Origin of the sequence: Xanthomonas sp. AM6 (genome assembly GCF_025665335.1) — a bacterium.
Lineage (GTDB): Bacteria > Pseudomonadota > Gammaproteobacteria > Xanthomonadales > Xanthomonadaceae > Xanthomonas_A.
In genome coordinates this window covers 2,886,251-2,902,654 of record NZ_CP106869.1, presented here as the reverse complement: position 1 = coordinate 2,902,654, position 16,404 = coordinate 2,886,251, and the positions used below count along the sequence as shown (strand labels likewise).

15 protein-coding genes are annotated in these 16,404 nt (G+C 70.2%); 9 read left to right on the top strand and 6 right to left on the bottom strand.

Features of this window, described 5'->3' with window-relative positions:
• Positions 1-108 precede the first annotated feature (108 nt).
• Positions 109-3,225: a discoidin domain-containing protein gene (locus OCJ37_RS12205; RefSeq protein WP_263113673.1), complete on the top strand. Its 3,117-nt coding sequence runs from the start codon at positions 109-111 to the stop codon at positions 3,223-3,225.
• A 212-nt stretch (positions 3,226-3,437) separates the two neighbouring features.
• Here OCJ37_RS12205 and OCJ37_RS12200 read toward each other — a convergent pair whose 3' ends face one another.
• The 5 genes from OCJ37_RS12200 to zwf form a co-directional block, all read right to left on the bottom strand.
• A complete protein-coding gene (locus tag OCJ37_RS12200) occupies positions 3,438-4,094 on the bottom strand; it encodes a bifunctional 4-hydroxy-2-oxoglutarate aldolase/2-dehydro-3-deoxy-phosphogluconate aldolase (protein WP_263109712.1) in 657 nt (218 codons plus the stop codon).
• A gap of 95 nt (positions 4,095-4,189) precedes the next feature.
• Positions 4,190-6,106 carry a phosphogluconate dehydratase gene (gene edd, locus OCJ37_RS12195; RefSeq protein WP_263109711.1) on the bottom strand — a complete coding sequence of 639 codons (1,917 nt, stop codon included), beginning with the start codon at positions 6,104-6,106 and terminating at the stop codon, positions 4,190-4,192.
• Between the two features lie 124 nt (positions 6,107-6,230).
• Positions 6,231-6,950 (bottom strand): 6-phosphogluconolactonase, encoded by a 720-nt coding sequence (gene pgl, locus OCJ37_RS12190; protein WP_263109710.1) that lies wholly within the window; start codon positions 6,948-6,950, stop codon positions 6,231-6,233.
• Positions 6,947-7,954: a glucokinase gene (glk, locus tag OCJ37_RS12185; protein WP_263109709.1), complete on the bottom strand. Its 1,008-nt coding sequence runs from the start codon at positions 7,952-7,954 to the stop codon at positions 6,947-6,949. Before glk ends, pgl begins: the two co-directional genes overlap by 4 nt.
• Entirely contained in the window at positions 7,951-9,387 is a 1,437-nt protein-coding gene (zwf, locus tag OCJ37_RS12180) for a glucose-6-phosphate dehydrogenase (RefSeq protein WP_317633190.1), read from the bottom strand. Before zwf ends, glk begins: the two co-directional genes overlap by 4 nt.
• A gap of 437 nt (positions 9,388-9,824) precedes the next feature.
• On the opposite strand from zwf, the gene ugpC reads away from it, so the two are divergent.
• The gene (gene ugpC / locus OCJ37_RS12175; protein WP_263109707.1) at positions 9,825-10,949 is read left to right on the top strand and encodes an ABC transporter ATP-binding protein; all 1,125 of its coding nucleotides are present in this window, start codon (positions 9,825-9,827) and stop codon (positions 10,947-10,949) included.
• Positions 10,950-10,978: 29 nt separating this feature from the next.
• On the opposite strand, the gene OCJ37_RS12170 is transcribed toward ugpC, so the two are convergent.
• Complete coding sequence (locus OCJ37_RS12170; RefSeq protein ID WP_263109706.1) at positions 10,979-11,842, bottom strand: CAF17-like 4Fe-4S cluster assembly/insertion protein YgfZ; 864 nt, start codon at positions 11,840-11,842, stop codon at positions 10,979-10,981.
• Positions 11,843-11,880: 38 nt separating this feature from the next.
• Between OCJ37_RS12170 and OCJ37_RS12165 the strand changes: the two genes are divergently transcribed.
• The 7 genes from OCJ37_RS12165 (at position 11,881) to OCJ37_RS12135 (ending at position 16,384) form a co-directional block, all read left to right on the top strand.
• Positions 11,881-12,051: a DUF1674 domain-containing protein gene (locus OCJ37_RS12165; RefSeq protein WP_263109705.1), complete on the top strand. Its 171-nt coding sequence runs from the start codon at positions 11,881-11,883 to the stop codon at positions 12,049-12,051.
• A 60-nt stretch (positions 12,052-12,111) separates the two neighbouring features.
• Entirely contained in the window at positions 12,112-12,504 is a 393-nt protein-coding gene (sdhC, locus tag OCJ37_RS12160; protein WP_263109704.1) for a succinate dehydrogenase, cytochrome b556 subunit, read from the top strand.
• On the top strand, positions 12,501-12,887 hold the full coding sequence (sdhD, locus tag OCJ37_RS12155; protein WP_184411015.1) for a succinate dehydrogenase, hydrophobic membrane anchor protein: 387 nt from the start codon (positions 12,501-12,503) through the stop codon (positions 12,885-12,887). Before sdhC ends, sdhD begins: the two co-directional genes overlap by 4 nt.
• A gap of 34 nt (positions 12,888-12,921) precedes the next feature.
• Complete coding sequence (gene sdhA / locus OCJ37_RS12150) at positions 12,922-14,712, top strand: succinate dehydrogenase flavoprotein subunit (protein WP_263109701.1); 1,791 nt, start codon at positions 12,922-12,924, stop codon at positions 14,710-14,712.
• A gap of 103 nt (positions 14,713-14,815) precedes the next feature.
• Positions 14,816-15,598 carry a succinate dehydrogenase iron-sulfur subunit gene (locus tag OCJ37_RS12145; protein ID WP_263109699.1) on the top strand — a complete coding sequence of 261 codons (783 nt, stop codon included), beginning with the start codon at positions 14,816-14,818 and terminating at the stop codon, positions 15,596-15,598.
• 131 nt (positions 15,599-15,729) lie between these two features.
• Positions 15,730-15,978: an FAD assembly factor SdhE gene (locus tag OCJ37_RS12140; protein ID WP_263109698.1), complete on the top strand. Its 249-nt coding sequence runs from the start codon at positions 15,730-15,732 to the stop codon at positions 15,976-15,978.
• On the top strand, positions 15,929-16,384 hold the full coding sequence (locus tag OCJ37_RS12135; RefSeq protein WP_263109696.1) for a hypothetical protein: 456 nt from the start codon (positions 15,929-15,931) through the stop codon (positions 16,382-16,384). The genes OCJ37_RS12140 and OCJ37_RS12135 overlap by 50 nt, the downstream gene beginning before the upstream one ends.
• Positions 16,385-16,404 lie beyond the last annotated feature (20 nt).

The following is a 16,404-nucleotide window of genomic DNA, read 5'->3' as shown; positions in this document are numbered from 1 at the left end:
AGCCGATCCCGGAACGGGGACGAGAGCCTCCTGCAAAAACCAACGACGAGCAGGGCGAGGTCTATGACGGACGGTGCGGCGATGACGGGCGGGCGGTTGCTGGTGGCGATGCTGGGACTGGCGGCGGCGCACGCCTTCGCCGCGGCGCCGACCGCGCCGCTGGCGCTGGACGGCTTCAACAACCTGGACAACTGGCAGATCGTCGTCTCCAACCAGGTCACCGCCTCGACCCGGCTGGTGCAGGCCGCCAGCGGCGGCCGCGCCAAGGCGATCTGCCTGGACTACGACTTCAACGGCGTCTCCGGCTACGCCGGCATCCGCCGCGCGCTGCCGGTCGAGTATCCGGACAACTACCAGCTCTCGTTCCAGCTGCGCGGCGATTCGCCGAGCAACGACCTGCAGTTCAAGCTGGTCGACGCCAGCGGCGACAACGTGTGGTGGGTCAACCGGCCGCGCTACGAGTTCCCCAAGCAATGGACCGCGGTCGCTTTCAAGAAACGGCAGATCGAGAAGGCCTGGGGACCGAGCCCGGAGAAGGAGCTCAAGCGCAGCGCGCAGATCGAGTTCACCATCTACAACCAGGTCGGCGGCAAGGGCACGGTGTGCTTCGACCAGCTGGCGCTGACCCCGCTGCCGCCGCAGGACACCTCGCCGCTGGCGGTGAAGGTCAGCGCCGACACCGCGCCGGCGCTGGAGCAGCGCATCGCCGACGGCAAGGCGGACACGGTGTGGTACAGCGGCAACGCCAAGACCCAGACCATCATGCTGGACCTGGGCAAGGTGCGCGAGTTCGGCGGCGCCAAGCTGCAGTGGGCGCCGGGCGTGTACGCATCGCGCTACAGGCTGCAGGGCTCGGCCGACGGCCGCAGCTGGCGCGACCTGCGCAGCGTCACCGCCGGCAACGGCGGCACCGACTGGCTGCCGATGCCGGAGACCGAGGCGCGCTACGTGCGCATCGACCTGGAGGACGGCCCCAGCTTCCGCTACGGCATCGCCGACATCGCGCTGCAGCCGCTGGCCTTCGCCGCCACCCCGAACGATTTCGTCAAGTCGGTGGCGGCCGACTCCACCCGCGGCTGGTTCCCGCGCGGCTTCAGCGGCGAGCAGCCGTACTGGACCATCGTCGGCCTGGACGGCGGCCGCGAGCAGGGCCTGGTCGGCGAGGACGGCGCGATCGAGGTCGGCAAGGGCGGTTTCAGCATCGAGCCGTTCCTGCTGCTGGACGGCAAGCGCCTGAGCTGGGCCGACGTGAAGACCGCGCAGAGCCTGCAGGACGACTACCTGCCGATCCCGAGCGTGGACTGGAGCCACGACGATGCCGGCCTGCGCATCACCGCCTTCGTCCAGGGCACGCCCGAGCAGGCGCAGCTGGTCGCGCGCTACCGGCTCAGCAACCCCAGCAAGAAGCCGCACGACTACACCCTGGCGCTGGCGGTGCGGCCGTTCCAGGTGAACCCGCCCAGCCAGTTCCTCAATACCGTCGGCGGGGCCAGCCCGATCCATTTGCTGACGGTCAACGGCGCGCAGGTGGAGGTCAACGGCGAGCCGCGCGTGTTCGCGGTGCAGAAACCCGACGCCGCCTACGCCACCGCGTTCGACGCCGGCATCGACGTGGAGCGGCTGGCCGCCGACACCGCGGCGCTGCCGCAGCAGGCGCAGGACGCGGACGGCCTGGCCTCCGGCGCACTGCTGTACCGCGGGCGCCTGGCCCCGGGCGAAACGCGCGAGGTGGCGTTGCTGATCCCGCAGACCGGCGCGCAGGCGCTGCCGGCCGGTTTCGACCCGGCCAAGGCGCAGCAACTGGTGGCCGCGCAATGGCGCGAGAAACTGGACCGGGTGCAGCTGCGCGTGCCGGCCGAGGGCAAGGCGCTGGCCGACACGCTGCGCACTGCGCTGGCGCACATGCTGATCTCGCGCATCGGGCCGCGCCTGCAGCCGGGCACGCGCTCGTATTCGCGCAGCTGGATCCGCGACGGCGCGATGATCTCCGAAGGCCTGCTGCGCCTGGGCCGCGCCGACGTGGCGCGCGAGTACCTGGAGTGGTACGCGCCGTACCAGTTCGCCAACGGCATGGTGCCGTGCTGCGTGGACGACCGCGGCAGCGACCCGGTGCCGGAGAACGACAGCCACGGCGAGCTGATCTTCGGCATCGCCGACTACTACCGCTACAGCGGCGACCGCGCGTTCCTGGAAAAGATGTGGCCGAACGTGCTGGCCGCCTACGAGTACATGGAGCAGTTGCGCCTGAGCGAGCGCACCGAGGACAACCGCGCGCGCAACCCGGCGTTCTACGGGATGATGCCGGTGTCGATCAGCCACGAAGGCTATTCGGCCAAGCCGATGCACTCGTACTGGGACAACTTCTGGGCGCTGCGCGGCTACAAGGACGCGGTGGCGATCGCCGCCGAGCTGGGCCGGATCGACGATGCGGCGCGCTTCGCCGCTTCTCGCGACCAGTTCCGCCAGGACCTGTACGCCTCGCTGGACAGCGCCACCCAGCAGCACCACATCGACTTCCTGCCGGGCTCGGCGGAACTGGGCGATTTCGACCCCACCTCCAGCACCATCGCGCTGGCGCCGGGCGGCGAGCAGGGACGGCTGCCGCCGCAGCTGCTGGGCAACACCTTCGAGCGCTACTGGGGCGAATTCGTGAGCCGCCGCGACGGCAAGCGCGAGTGGAAGGACTACACCCCGTACGAATGGCGCAACGTCGCCGCGTTCGTGCGCCTGGGCTGGCGCGAGCGCGCCTGGGACGCGACCCAGTTCTTCTTCAAGGACCGCGCCCCGCAGCCCTGGAACCAGTGGGCCGAGGTGGTCTCGCGCACGCCGCGCAAGCCGTTCTTCGTCGGCGACCTGCCGCATGCCTGGGTGGGCTCGGACTTCGTGCGCTCGGTGCTGGACATGTTCGCCTACGCGCGCGACGTCGACGACAGCCTGGTGCTGGCGGCCGGCGTGCCGGCGGCGTGGTTCGACGGCAAGGGCATCGCGATCCAGGACCTGCGCACCCCGCAGGGCGAACTGAGCTACCAGCTGCGGCGGCAGAAGAACCGCCTCACCCTGAGCATCGACGGCGGCCTGCGCGTGCCCAGCGGCGGCCTGGTGCTGCCGTGGCCGTACCCGGACGAACCCGGCCGCACCCAGATCAACGGCGAAGCGGCGCAGTGGGAACACGGCGAACTGCGGATCCGGTCGCTGCCGGCGGATGTGCAGGTCGAGGTGCGGTGAGGCCGGGATTCGGGAAAGCCGGGATTCGGGATTCGGGATTCGGGATTCGGGATTCGGGATTCGGGATTCGGGATTCGGGATTCGGGATTCGGGATTCGGGATTCGGGATTCGGGATTCGGGATTCGGGATTCGGGATTCGGGATTCGGGATTCGCAAAAAAAGCGCCGGCATGCCGGCGCTTTTTTTGCTTTGCTTTTGCTGTTGCGAATCCCTAATCCCTAATCCCGCGCACGATCTCCGCCGCCTTCGCCGCGCTCTCCCGCACTTTGTCCCACTCGCCGTTGGCCAGCCAGTCCTTGGGCACCATCCACGAGCCGCCGATGCAGACCACGTTCGGCTGCGCCAGGTACTCGGCGGCGGTGCTTTCGCCGATGCCGCCGGTGGGGCACAGCTTCAGCTCCGCCAGCGGGCCGGCCAGGCCCTTGAGCATGGCCAGGCCGCCGACCGCCGAGGCCGGGAACAGCTTGCATACGCGGAAGCCGCGCGCCATCAGCGCCAGCAGCTCGGTCGGGGTGGCCGCGCCCGGCACCACCGGCAGCGGCGCCCGCGCCAATGCGTCGGCCAGCGCCGGCGGCGTGCCCGGGGTGACGATGAAGTCGGCGCCGGCGTCGATCGACTGCTGCAGCTGGGTCTCGCTGAGCACGGTGCCGGCGCCGATCTTGATGTCCGGCAGCTCGCGCTTGAGCATCGCCAGCGCGTCCATCGCCACCGGCGTGCGCAGGGTCAGCTCGATCGCGGGCAGGCCGCCTTCGAGCAGCGCGGCGGAGACGCGGCGCGCCTCGTCCAGGGTGTGGACGGTGACAACCGGCAGGATGCCGGCGGCGCGCAGCAGCGCTTCGGCGGTGTTCTGGTGTTCGGCAATCGTCATGACAGTCTCGTGTTGGCGATGATGGTGGCAAGCGCGCCGGCGCAGGCGGCCGGCGCAGGGGAGGCGAGGCGCGCGCGGCGCCTGCCGGCCGCAGGCTAGGCGTCCTTTTCCTCGTGCGGCGCGGCGGCGGCCTCGCTGGTGCGGCCCAGGTCGTATTCGGCGTCGTAGTCCCACACGTCGCCGTCGGCGGCCGGCGGGCCGCAGGAGATCGACATCGCGCCCTGGTCGGCCGGGCCGACCACGCGGCGATTGATCGCGAACAGGTTGCGGCCGATGTCGTGCGCGGCCGGCGCGGTGTTCGGCGCCAGCGCGCGCGTCGCCCATTCGGCGGCGTCCACCAGCACCTCCAGGGTGCCGGCCTCGCCGTCCAGGCGCACGATGTCGCCCTCGCGCACGCGCGCGATCGGACCGCCGCGCGCCGCTTCCGGGGTCACGTGGATCGCCGCCGGGAACTTGCCCGAGGCGCCGGACAGGCGCCCGTCGGTGACCAGCGCCACGCGCCGGCCCTGGTTCTGCAGCAGGCCCAGCAGCGGCGCCAGCGAATGCAGTTCCGGCATGCCGTTGGCCCGCGGCCCCTGGTAGCGCAGCACCACCACGAAGTCGTGCGGCAGCACGCCGGCGGCGTGCAGCTTGTTCAACACCTGCGGCGCGTCGATCACCACCGCCGGCGCCTCGATGGTGCGGAATTCCGGCTTCACCGCCGACAGCTTGATCAGCGAGCGGCCGAGATTGCCGCGCAGCAGGCGCAGCCCGCCCTGCGCCTCGAACGGGTTCGACGCCGGGCGCACCACCGTCTCGTCGGCGCTCGTGGCCGGGCTCGGCACGTAGGCCAGCGCGCCGTTCTGCACGCACGGCTCGTCGCCGTAGGCGCGCATGCCGCCGGGCACGATGGTGGGCAGGTCGTCGTGCATCAGGCCCGCGTCCATCAGTTCGCGGAACACGAAGCCGACCCCGCCGGCCGCGGCGAAATGGTTCACGTCGGCTTCGCCGTTGGGATACACGCGGGTCAGCAGCGGCACGATCTGCGACAGTTCGTCCAGGTCGTCCCAGGTCAGCACGATGCCGGCCGCGCGCGCCACCGCCACCCAGTGGATGGTGTGGTTGGTGGAACCGCCGGTGGCCATCAGCGCGACCGCGGCGTTGACGATCGCGCGCTCGTCGATCAGCCGGCCGAGCGGGCGGAAATCGCTGCCCAGCGCGGTGATGCGCAGCGCGCGTTCGGTGGCCTGCTGGGTCAGCGCGTCGCGCAGCGGCGTGCCCGGGTTGACGAACGAGGCGCCCGGCAACTGCACGCCCATCGCTTCCAGCAGCACCTGGTTGGAATTGGCGGTGCCGTAGAAGGTGCAGGTGCCCGGCGCGTGGTAGGACGCCGATTCGGCGGCCAGCAGTTCCTCGCGGGTGGCCTGGCCGGCGGCGTAGCGCTCGCGCACCTCGGCCTTCTGCTTGTTGGGGATGCCCGGGGTCATCGGCCCGGCCGGCACGAACACCGCCGGCAGGTGGCCGAAGGCCAGCGCGCCGATCAGCAGGCCGGGCACGATCTTGTCGCACACGCCCAGGTAGAGGGTGGTGTCGAACATGTCGTGGCTCAGGCCGATCGCGGTGGCCTGGGCGATCACGTCGCGCGAGAACAGCGACAGCTCCATGCCCGGGCGGCCCTGGGTCACGCCGTCGCACATCGCCGGCACGCCGCCGGCGACCTGCGCGGTGGCGCCGAGCGCGCGCGCGGTGCTGCGGATCATCTCCGGATAGTGCTCGAACGGCTGGTGCGCCGACAGCATGTCGTTGTAGGCGGTGACGATGCCCAGGTTCGGCGTGATCCCGCCTTCCAGCCGGCTCTTGTCGGTCGGGCCGCAGGCGGCGAAGCCGTGCGCCAGGTTGCCGCAGCTCAGGCGCGCGCGGAACGGACCGTCGCGCAGCGCGGCGTCGATGCCGGCCAGGTAGGCGCGCCGCGACGGCGCACTGCGCTCGCGGATGCGCTCGGTGATAGCATGGATTTTCGGATGCAGGCTCATTGGCTGAAATGGCTATGAAGTGTGGGGATGTGGTCGCATAACGGAACGTGGAACCCGGACGAACTGGGGAGGTGGCAGCACGCGGCTGTTCCCAATCCCCATTCCCGAATCCCCAGTCCCGGCCTCACTCGCACCAATGCACGCGCAAGCGCGCACCAGGCGTGTCGAACGCGACGCGGATCGGGAATTCGTGCGGATCGCTGCCGGCCAGCGCGCGCTCGAGCACCTGCAGCTTCTGCTTGCCGCGCAACAGCAGCAGGCGCTGGCCGATCGGCGCCAGCCCGGCCGGGGTCAGGGTGATGCGCAGCGGCCAGGTGTTGGCGCCGGGGCAGCCGGTGGCGTCGAGCGCGGCATAGGGCAGCGGGTTGGCCAGCGCCTTGCTCAGGTCGGTGGCGCCGGGGAACAGCGAGGCGGTGTGGCCGTCGCCGCCCATGCCCAGCACCGCCAGGCACGCGGCCGGCGCGTGCTGCGCGTGCAGGTTGGCGGCGTGCACGCAGTCCTGCAGCGGCTTGCCGACCCGCACCAGCGGCTCGAAGCGCGCGCCTTCGGCACGCTCCAGGAAACTCTGCCGGACCAGGTAGGCGTTGCTGTCGCTGTCCTGCGGCGACAGCCAGCGCTCGTCGACCAGGCCCACTTCCAGCTTCGACCAGTCCAGCGGCAGTTCGGCCAGCGCCTGGTACACCGGCGCCGGGGTGGTGCCGCCGGACAGCAGCAGGCGCGCGGCGCCGCGCCGTCCGATTTCCCTGCGCAGCGCGTCGCCGATCTCGGCCGCCGCCGCGTCGATCCATTCGTCGGGATCGTCGTAGCGGACCAGGGTGATGCGATCGGACAGCGTGGGGTTCATGCGACGACTCCTGGGGATTCGCGCTCGGCATCGACCGCGTAGGCCGCGGCACCGAGCAGGCCGGGGCGTGGGTGGGTCACCGCCAGCGACGGCACCCGCGCCATGATCGACGAAAACCGGCCCTTGTGCTCGAAGCGCTGGCGGAAGCCGGAATGCTGGAGCGCGTCGAGCATCTTCGGCACCAGCCCGCCGGTCAGGAACACGCCGTCCCAGGCGCCGTGCATCAGCACCAGGTCGCCGGCGATGGCGCCGAACACCGCGCAGAACACGTCGATCGTGCGCATCGCGCGGTAATCGTTCTGCGCGGCGCGCGCGGTGATGTCGGCCGGCTGCAGCGGGCCCGGATCGTCGCCGGCGATCTCGCTGAGCGCGCGATGGATGTTGACCAGGCCGGGGCCGCAGATCAGGCGCTCGTTGGAGACGCGGCCGAACTGCTGCGACAGCAGTTCCAGGATGCGGATCTCCTCCGGCGTGCCCGGCGGGAAGCTGACGTGGCCGCCCTCGGTCTCCAGCGGGAAGCAGCGGCCGCCGCGGATCAGCAGGCCGCCCACGCCCAGGCCGGTGCCCGGGCCGATCACCGCGTAGTTGCGCGGCTGCGCGATCGGCGCCGGCTGCCAGACCGCGCCGCCGACCTGGACCACGTCCTGCGGCTGCAGCAGGCTGATCGCCATCGCCTGCGCGGCGAAGTCGTTGATCAGGTGCAGTTCGTCGAAGCCGAGCATGGCGCGGGTGCGCGCGCGCGAGATCACCCACGGATGGTTGGTGATCCGCGCCTCGTCGCCGTCCACGCGCCCGGCCACCGCGAACACGCCGCTGCGCGCGTCCACGCCGGTCTGCTGCAGGTAGTGGCGCGCCGCGTCGCCCAGCGACGGGAAATCCACCACCGCATAGGTCTGGGTGCTGTCGTCGAGCAGCGGCGCGGAGGCGCCGAGGTCGGCGAGCGCGAAGCGCGCGTTGGTGCCGCCGATGTCGGCGACCAGCACCGGCCGCAGCGGCGCGCTCACGGCGTGTCCCGCTGCACGGCGCTGGCGTCGTCGGCGGACACGTAGCGTTCGGCCTCCTGCGGGCCCCAGCTGCCGGCCGGGTAGGGCAGCAGCGGCAGCTGCGCCTGCGCCCAGGCGTCGCTGACGCTGTCGATCCAGGCCCAGGCCGCGCGCACTTCGTCGTCGCGCACGAACAGCGCGTGGTTGCCGTTGAGCGCGTCGAGCATCAGCCGCTCGTAGGCGATGCGGCGGTGCAGGCCGGTCGGCACCGACAGTTCCAGCTCCAGCGGCTGCAGTTCCAGCGCGCCCCATTCCGGGCCGGCCAGGCTGCTCATCAGGCCCAGTTCGATGTTCTCCTGCGGCTGCAGCTGGAAGGTCAGCCGGTTCGGCGCCACGTGGGTCGCGTCGGGGCGCTCGAACAGCCAGTGGGTGACCGGCTTGAGCGTGACCACGATGCGCGTGGTGCGCTCGGCCAGGCGCTTGCCGGTGCACAGCCGGAACGGCACGCCGGCCCAGCGCCAGTTGTCGATGTAGGCGGTGACGCCGACGAAGGTCTCCACGTCGCTGCCTTCCGGCGGCTGGTAGGCCTGCGCCGGCTGGCCGTTGATGGTGCCGGCGGTGTAGCGCCCGCGCACGCTGTCGCGCGCGGCGTGCGCGGCCTGCAGCGGACGCAGCGCGCGCAGCACCTTGACCTTCTCGTCGCGGATGCGGTCCGCTTCCAGCGAGGCCGGCGGCTCCATCGCCACCAGGCACAGCAGCTGCAGGATGTGGCTCTGGACCATGTCGCGCAGCGCGCCGGAACGCGCGTAGTAGGCGTCGCGGCCGTCCACGCCCTCGCTCTCGGCGACCAGGATCTCCACCGATTCGATGTAGTTGCGGTTCCACACCGCTTCCAGCAGCGTGTTGCCGAAGCGCAGCGCGATCAGGTTCTGCACCGCGGCCTTGCCCAGGTAGTGGTCCAGGCGGAACACGCGATCCTCGTCGATCAGCGCGCCGATCGCCTGCAGGATCTCGCGCGCGCTGGCCGAGTCGTGGCCGATCGGCTTCTCCAGCATCAGCCGGTTCGGCGCGGCCAGCGCGCCGCCCAGGGCCAGGCCCTGGCAGGTGCTGATGTACAGCCCCGGCGGGATCGCCAGGTAGCTGACGCACTTGCGCGAGGCCAGCTCGCGCACCGCGTCGGCCACCGACTCGGCGTTGCGCAGGTCCACCGAGCGGTAGTCGGTACGGTCCAGCAGCGATTGGATCACCGCCTCGCTGACCTGCGGCATCGCCGCCTGCAGGCGCGGCTTGAGGATCTCGTGGAACTTGGCGGTGTCGTGCGGCGACAGCGCCAGCGCGCGGATGCGGAAATCCTCCGGCAGGAAACCGTCGTCGAGCATGCGCAGCAGCGACGGGAACAGGTAGCGCTGGGCCAGGTCGCCGGTGGCGCCAAACAGCAGGAAGGTATCGTGCATCGACCGGTTTTCGGTTTCGGGTGACATTTCGTCGATCACCTGGGGGCTAGATAGTGACGTGGCGTTGGTAAACGAGCGGCGGGACCGGCCTGTATCCGTCCAGCAGCGCGCGCGGGCACAGCGGATGACGACCGCCAGCGGGACCGCACGCTCCTGGAGATGAATACGACTGCCAGACCTCTGAGCATACCTGTCTAATGCCTCAAGCATCAGGTCGCTGCTCGTGCGCGCACCGGGAGGGCGGCGGCTGGCGGATCGCATCGCTGGCCCTCGCAGGCATCGATGTTGCCCCGTGAAAACGGTTACATGGCAGAATACCGCATTGCGCTCCCATTGTTGCCTGTGTCGCTGGCACGATGCGAACCGCATTCGTATGCACTGCCATCGGGAGGGACCGGCGGCAGCCCGTCTCTCAGCCGGAAACCGGATACCGCACCATGGCGAAAGTACAACTGGACAACATCCGCAAGGTCTACGACAACGGCCAGGTCGCCGTGCACGGGGCCAGCTTCGAAGTGGCCGACGGCGAGCTGATGGTGCTGGTCGGGCCGTCCGGCTGCGGCAAGTCCACCCTGCTGCGGATGATCGCCGGGCTGGAGGAGATCAGCGGCGGCGAGCTGCGCATCGGCGAGAACGTGGTCAACGACGTGGCGCCGAAGGACCGCGACATCGCGATGGTGTTCCAGAGCTACGCGCTGTATCCGCACATGACCGTGGCCGAGAACCTGGCGTTCGGGCTGAAGCTGCGCGGCGAGAGCAAGGAGGTCATCGAGCGCCGCGTCGCCGCCGCGGCCGAGACGCTGGGCCTGACCCCGATGCTGGGCAAGCTGCCGCGGGCGATGTCCGGCGGCCAGCGCCAGCGCGTGGCGCTGGGCCGCGCGCTGGTGCGCGAGCCGGCGGTGTTCCTGCTCGACGAGCCGCTGTCCAACCTGGACGCCAAGCTGCGCCATTCGGTGCGCACCGAGATCGCGCAGCTGCACCGCAAGCTCGGCACCACGATGATCTACGTGACCCACGACCAGGTCGAGGCGATGACCCTGGGCCAGCGCATCGTGGTGCTCAAGGACGGGCTGATCCAGCAGATCGACACCCCGATGGCGCTGTACGAGCGCCCGGCCAACCTGTTCGTGGCCGGCTTCCTCGGCAGCCCGGCGATGAACGTGCTGCAGGGCCAGCTGGTCGAGGACGACGGCCTGCAACTGCAGCTGGCCGACGGCGGCCGCGTGCCGCTGCACGGCGCCCACGTCGCGCCGCAGTGGCTGGGCCGCCAGCTCGCGGTCGGCGTGCGCCCGGAGCACCTGCAGCCCAGCGCGGACGGGCAGGGCGGATTCGAGGCGACCATCGAGGTGATCGAGCCGGTCGGCAACGAGATCTTCGTCAACCTCAGCCACGGCAGCCAGCCGCTGGTGATGCGGGTCGCGCCGCGCACGCTGCCGGGCCTGGGCGAGCGCCTGCGCGTGGCGGTGCGCGGCGAAGCGCTGCATTTCTTCGATGCGGAGAGCGGCGAGCGCCTGGAGGCGCGGGACGCGGGGCTCGGGACGCGGGACTCGGAACGGCAGTAAGCGACGCCAAGCGCCCTGGGGCGCTTGCTTCAGCGGGCGAGGCCGTCTTCCAGCGGCTGCCACTGCGCGGCCTGCGCGCCGATGTGCAGGCCGGTCGGCGGGGCCTCTTCCAGCGGCAGTACCGCCAGCGCCAGCGCGCCGGCGACGCTGACCACGCTGCCCAGCGCCTGCCCGTCGCGCAGCACCTGCGCGCCGACCTCGGTCGTGCCGTCCACCGCCAGCAGCTGCAGCGCGCGCTTGGCCTTGCCCAGGAAATGGGTGCGGGCGACGATTTCCTGGCCCGGATAGCAGCCCTTCTTCACGCTGAACGCATGCAGCCGGTCCAGCGCCAGCTGCTGCGGGGTCCATTGCTCGCGCTGGCTGGGGTCGAGCCGGGCCAGGCCCAGGCGCAAGTCGGCCTGCCGCCAGGCCGCGGCGAGGGCCGGGTCGGCCGCGGCCTGGGCCGCCGACGCCAGCAGCAGCGTGCGCGGCAGGCCGGTGCCGCCCATGTCCAGTTCGATCGCGCCGTCGTCGCGCTGCGCCAGCGCCGCGCCTCGCGCCTGCGCGGGGGCGTCCAGGCGCGCGCAGGCGTGCAGGTCCTCGCGCGCGGCGATGCGCACCTTGCGCCGGAACACGAAACGGTTCAGCGCGGCGGCCAGTTCCGCGGCGCCGCCGTCGGGCAGCAGTACCAGCAGTTCGTCGTCGGCGCGCCGCAGCAGCGCGAACAGCGCGATCACCCGGCCCTTTGCGGTCAGCCATGCGTTCCATTGCCAGTGGCCGTTGCGCAGCGCCTGCACGTCGTTGGCGAACTGCGCCTGGGCGAAAGCGACCGCATCCGTGCCGCTCAGCGCCACGCATTGCAGGTCCGGCAGCGCGGAAAAACCGCTGGAAGTGAGATTCAGGTTGTCAGGCACGAGGGGGAGGACTAAAATTACGCTGTTGTGAGACCCGCATGATAGGCCAACCAACCCCCACACCCGAGCCCGATCCCGAAACGCAGCGACCCGCCGAGGAGAACACTCCCGACGCGGCGCCTGCGCCGCGGGAAATCGGCGGTCGCGGCGGCCTCGAGCCGACGCGCTACGGCGACTGGGAGAAAAACGGACGCTGCATCGATTTCTGATCAGCTTTGAGCCAACGCGGCCTTAAGCACGCCGCCCAGCCGAGACAACGAGCCCAGCGAATGGCGACCCGCGAACGTCCTCTTTCCCCCCACCTGCAGGTCTATCGCTGGCAGATCCAGATGGTGACCTCGATCCTGAATCGAGCCACCGGCATCGTGCTGTCGATCGGCGCGCTGATCATCGCCGCAGCCTTGCTGGCGCTGATGCTCGGCCCGGCCTCCTGGAACTGCTTCCGCGACATCGCCGGCGCCTGGTACGGACAGGTGTTCCTGTTCGGCTGGACCTGGTGCTTCGCCTTCCACCTGTTCGGCGGCCTGCGCCACATCCTGCAGGACTTCGGCCAGGGCTACGCGGTGCGTGCCTTCGTCACCATGGGCTGGCTGTCGGTGATCCTCAGCCTGGTGCTGACCGCCGCCGTCTGGGCCTACGTGTTGCTGGGAGCCACCGCATGAACCGTTACCGTACCCCGCTGAAGAACGTGCGCGGCCTGGGCGCGGCCAAGACCGGCACCGAGCACTTCGTGGTGCAGCGGCTGACCGCCACCGCGCTGGTGCCGCTGTCGATCTGGTTCCTGATCTTCGTGCTGGGCCTGATGGGCTCGGACTACGTCGCCGCCACCGAGGCGGTGGCCAAGCCGTGGAACGCGATCCTGCTGGTCGGCTTCCTCATCGCCGCGTTCTGGCATGCGCAGCTGGGCATGCAGGTGGTGCTGGAAGACTACGTGCACACCTCGCTGCTGGCCCTGGCCGCGCAGACCATCGTGCGTTTCGTCGCCGTGCTCGGCGCCATCGTCAGCATCTTCGCCGTGGCGCGCATCGCGCTGGGCATTGCCTGATCCGCCGGCGACCCTTCTAGGAACCCCCATTTCGATGTCCGCTTACAAGATCACCGAACACAAGTACGACATGGTCGTGGTCGGCGCCGGCGGCGCCGGCCTGCGCGCCACCTTCGGCCTGGCCCAGAAGGGCCTGCAGACGGTCTGCCTGACCAAGGTCTTCCCGACCCGTTCGCACACCGTGGCCGCGCAGGGCGGCATCTCCGCCGCGCTCGGCAACATGGGCGAGGACGACTGGCGCTACCACTTCTACGACACCATCAAGGGCTCGGACTGGCTGGGCGACCAGGACGCGATCGAGTACATGTGCCGCGAGGCGATCCCGGCGATCATCGAGCTGGAGCACTACGGCGTGCCGTTCAGCCGCACCGAGGACGGCAAGATCTACCAGCGCCCGTTTGGCGGCATGACCACCAAGTACGGCGAAGGCCCGTCCGCGCAGCGCACCTGCGCCGCCGCCGACCGCACCGGCCACGCCATGCTGCACACGCTGTACCAGCAGTCGCTGGCGCACAACGCGCGCTTCATGATCGAGTACTTCGCGCTGGACCTGATCTTCGACGAAGAGGGCGTGTGCCGCGGCGTGCTCGCGCTGGACATGGCCGAAGGCTCGCTGCACCTGTTCCGCGCCCACGGCGTGGTGCTGGCCACCGGCGGCTACGGCCGCGCGTACTTCAGCGCCACCTCCGCGCACACCTGCACCGGCGACGGCGGCGGCCTGGTGATGCGCGCCGGCCTGCCGATGCAGGACATGGAGTTCGTGCAGTTCCATCCCACCGGCATCTACGGCGCCGGCTGCCTGATCACCGAGGGCGTGCGCGGCGAAGGCGGCATCCTGCGCAACAGCAACGGCGAGCGCTTCATGGAGCGCTACGCGCCGCACTACAAGGACCTGGCCTCGCGCGACGTGGTGTCGCGTTCGATGACCATCGAGATCCGCGAAGGCCGCGGCGTCGGCGAGCACAAGGACCACATCCTGCTCGACCTGACCCACCTCGGCCCGGAAGTGATCAACGAGAAGCTGCCCGGCATCGCCGAGAGCGCGCACATCTTCGCCGGCGTGGACGTGGCCAAGCAGCCGATCCCGGTGATCCCGACCGTGCACTACAACATGGGCGGCATCCCCACCAACTACCACGGCGAGGTAGTGCGCAAGGACGGCGACAACCCCGATTCGGTGGTGCCGGGCCTGTACGCGATCGGCGAAGCCGCCTGCGTGTCGGTGCACGGCGCCAACCGCCTGGGCTCCAACTCGCTGCTGGACCTGGTGGTGTTCGGCCGCGCGGTGGCCAACCGCTGCGCCGAGACGATCAAGACCGGCGCGCCGCACAAGACCCTGCCGGGCGATGCCTGCGACAAGGCGCTGGGCCTGCTCGACAAGCTGCGCAATTCCAACGGCGGCACCCCGACCTCGGTGATCCGCGACAAGATGCAGCGCACCATGCAGTCCGACGCAGCGGTGTTCCGCACCAGCAAGACGCTGAAGGAAGGCGTGGACAAGATGGCCGAGATCTTCGCCACCTTCGAGGACGTCAAGGTCTCCGACCGCTCGCTGGTGTGGAATTCGGACCTGATCGAGACCTACGAGCTGAACAACCTGCTGCTCAACGCGGTGGCGACGATCAACTCGGCCGAGCAGCGCAAGGAAAGCCGCGGCGCGCATGCGCACGAGGATTTCCCGGACCGCGACGACGTCAACTGGCAGAAGCACACCCTGGTCACCGTCGACGACAAGGGCCAGTGCAGCTTCGATTACCGCCCGGTGCACATGTACACGCTCAGCAAGGACGTTGACGTGGTGCCGCCGAAGCCTCGCGTCTACTGACCAAAGCCGGGATTGGGGATTGGTGATTCGGGATTCGAAGCACTTCGTTTCCTGCTCTCAACGCCTCCCAATCCCTAATCCCCAATCCCGGATTTTAAAAGCCATGGCAGAGTTCACCCTCCCCAAGAATTCCAAGATCGGCAAGGGCAAGCACTTTCCCGCCAAAGGCGCGAAGAATGCACGCACCTTCAAGGTCTACCGCTGGAATCCGGACGACGACAGCAATCCGCGGACCGATACCTACGAGATCGACCTGGATGCGTGCGGCCCGATGGTCCTGGACGCGCTGATCAAGATCAAGAACGAGATCGATCCGACCCTGACCTTCCGCCGGTCCTGCCGCGAAGGCATCTGCGGTTCGTGCGCGATGAACATCGACGGCACCAACACGCTGGCCTGCACCAAGGCGATCGCCGACTGCGGCAAGGCCGAGGTGCCGATCTATCCGCTGCCGCACATGAGCGTGATCAAGGATCTGGTGCCGGACCTGACCCACTTCTACGCGCAGTACGCCTCGATCAAGCCGTGGATCCGCACCCAGACCCCGCCGCCGCCGGACCGCGAGCGGCTGCAGTCGCCGGAGGACCGCAAGAAGCTCGACGGCCTGTACGAGTGCATCCTGTGCGCGTGCTGCTCGACCAGCTGCCCGAGCTACTGGTGGAACGGCGAACGCTACCTGGGCCCGGCGATCCTGCTGCAGGCCTACCGCTGGATCATCGACTCGCGCGACGAAGACACCGGTGCGCGCCTGGACGACCTGGAAGACCCGTTCAAGCTGTACCGCTGCCACACCATCATGAACTGCGCGCGGACCTGCCCGAAGGGGCTGAACCCGGCGCTGGCGATCGCCGAGATCAAGAAGCTGATGATGGCGCGCCGCGCCTGACCGGCTAGCGTTCCACCACGGACGGCAGGCCCGTCCGACTGCGCGGCACCGGCTTTCGGGTTCGGTGCCGCGCGCGTTTTCGACGGTCGCCGAACGCGGCGTTCCGTCCACCAGACCGAGGTGCGATGCCGATGGACGAAGCCACCGAACTGAAGAAGCTGCGCTGGCGTTGCCGGCGCGGCATGCGCGAGCTGGACCAGCTGTTCGGGCGCTACCTGGACCGGCGCTGGGCGCAGGCCCCCGAGGCCGAGCGCGGGGTTTTCCTATACCTGCTCGATTGCGAGGACGATAAGTTGTGGCGCTGGTTCATGGGCTACGAGGCTTGTCCCGATGCACACGCCGCCGACCTCATCGCCGCCATCCGCGCCATGCCGGCTTGAGTGGCGCCCCTCGCGCTGGCTGCTGGCGGCGCTTGCGCTGCTGAGCGTGCTGGCGCCGCTGTCGATCCTGGGCTCGGACATGCCGCGGCCCTGGGCCTGGCCGGCCGCGGCGCTGGCCGCGCTGTACGCGGTGCTGTTGTTGCGCCGCGAAGCCCGCCGGCCGCCGCGCGCGCTGCTGATCCCGCCGCAGGGCAGCGCCGCGGCGAGCGTCGATGGCCAGCCGGTGGCGGCGCTGCAGGTGGACTGGCGCGGGCCGCTGGCCTTCGTGCGCTGGCGCGACGCGCGCGGCAGGGTGGGGCGCCTGGCCTGGTGGCCGGATACGCTGCCGGCGGCGGCGCGACGTGAACTGCGTCTGGCCGCGCAGGCCCGTGCCGCTTCGTCTGCGCCGCCGCAGATGGCACCATAGCGCTCCCTGGACGGTGGCTG

What these genes read in the sequence shown, in the direction of transcription:
- OCJ37_RS12205 (WP_263113673.1), top strand. Translation starts at nt 109, where the DNA reads ATGCTGGGACTGGCGGCGGCGCACGCCTTCGCCGCGGCGCCGACCGCG.
- OCJ37_RS12145 (WP_263109699.1), top strand. Translation starts at nt 14,816, where the DNA reads ATGGCAGAGTTCACCCTCCCCAAGAATTCCAAGATCGGCAAGGGCAAG.
- OCJ37_RS12140 (WP_263109698.1), top strand. Translation starts at nt 15,730, where the DNA reads ATGGACGAAGCCACCGAACTGAAGAAGCTGCGCTGGCGTTGCCGGCGC.
- ugpC (WP_263109707.1), top strand. Translation starts at nt 9,825, where the DNA reads ATGGCGAAAGTACAACTGGACAACATCCGCAAGGTCTACGACAACGGC.
- sdhD (WP_184411015.1), top strand. Translation starts at nt 12,501, where the DNA reads ATGAACCGTTACCGTACCCCGCTGAAGAACGTGCGCGGCCTGGGCGCG.
- zwf (WP_317633190.1), bottom strand. Translation starts at nt 9,387, where the DNA reads ATGCACGATACCTTCCTGCTGTTTGGCGCCACCGGCGACCTGGCCCAG.
- sdhC (WP_263109704.1), top strand. Translation starts at nt 12,112, where the DNA reads ATGGCGACCCGCGAACGTCCTCTTTCCCCCCACCTGCAGGTCTATCGC.
- OCJ37_RS12165 (WP_263109705.1), top strand. Translation starts at nt 11,881, where the DNA reads ATGATAGGCCAACCAACCCCCACACCCGAGCCCGATCCCGAAACGCAG.
- pgl (WP_263109710.1), bottom strand. Translation starts at nt 6,950, where the DNA reads ATGAACCCCACGCTGTCCGATCGCATCACCCTGGTCCGCTACGACGAT.
- sdhA (WP_263109701.1), top strand. Translation starts at nt 12,922, where the DNA reads ATGTCCGCTTACAAGATCACCGAACACAAGTACGACATGGTCGTGGTC.
- OCJ37_RS12135 (WP_263109696.1), top strand. Translation starts at nt 15,929, where the DNA reads ATGCACACGCCGCCGACCTCATCGCCGCCATCCGCGCCATGCCGGCTT.
- edd (WP_263109711.1), bottom strand. Translation starts at nt 6,106, where the DNA reads ATGAGCCTGCATCCGAAAATCCATGCTATCACCGAGCGCATCCGCGAG.
- OCJ37_RS12200 (WP_263109712.1), bottom strand. Translation starts at nt 4,094, where the DNA reads ATGACGATTGCCGAACACCAGAACACCGCCGAAGCGCTGCTGCGCGCC.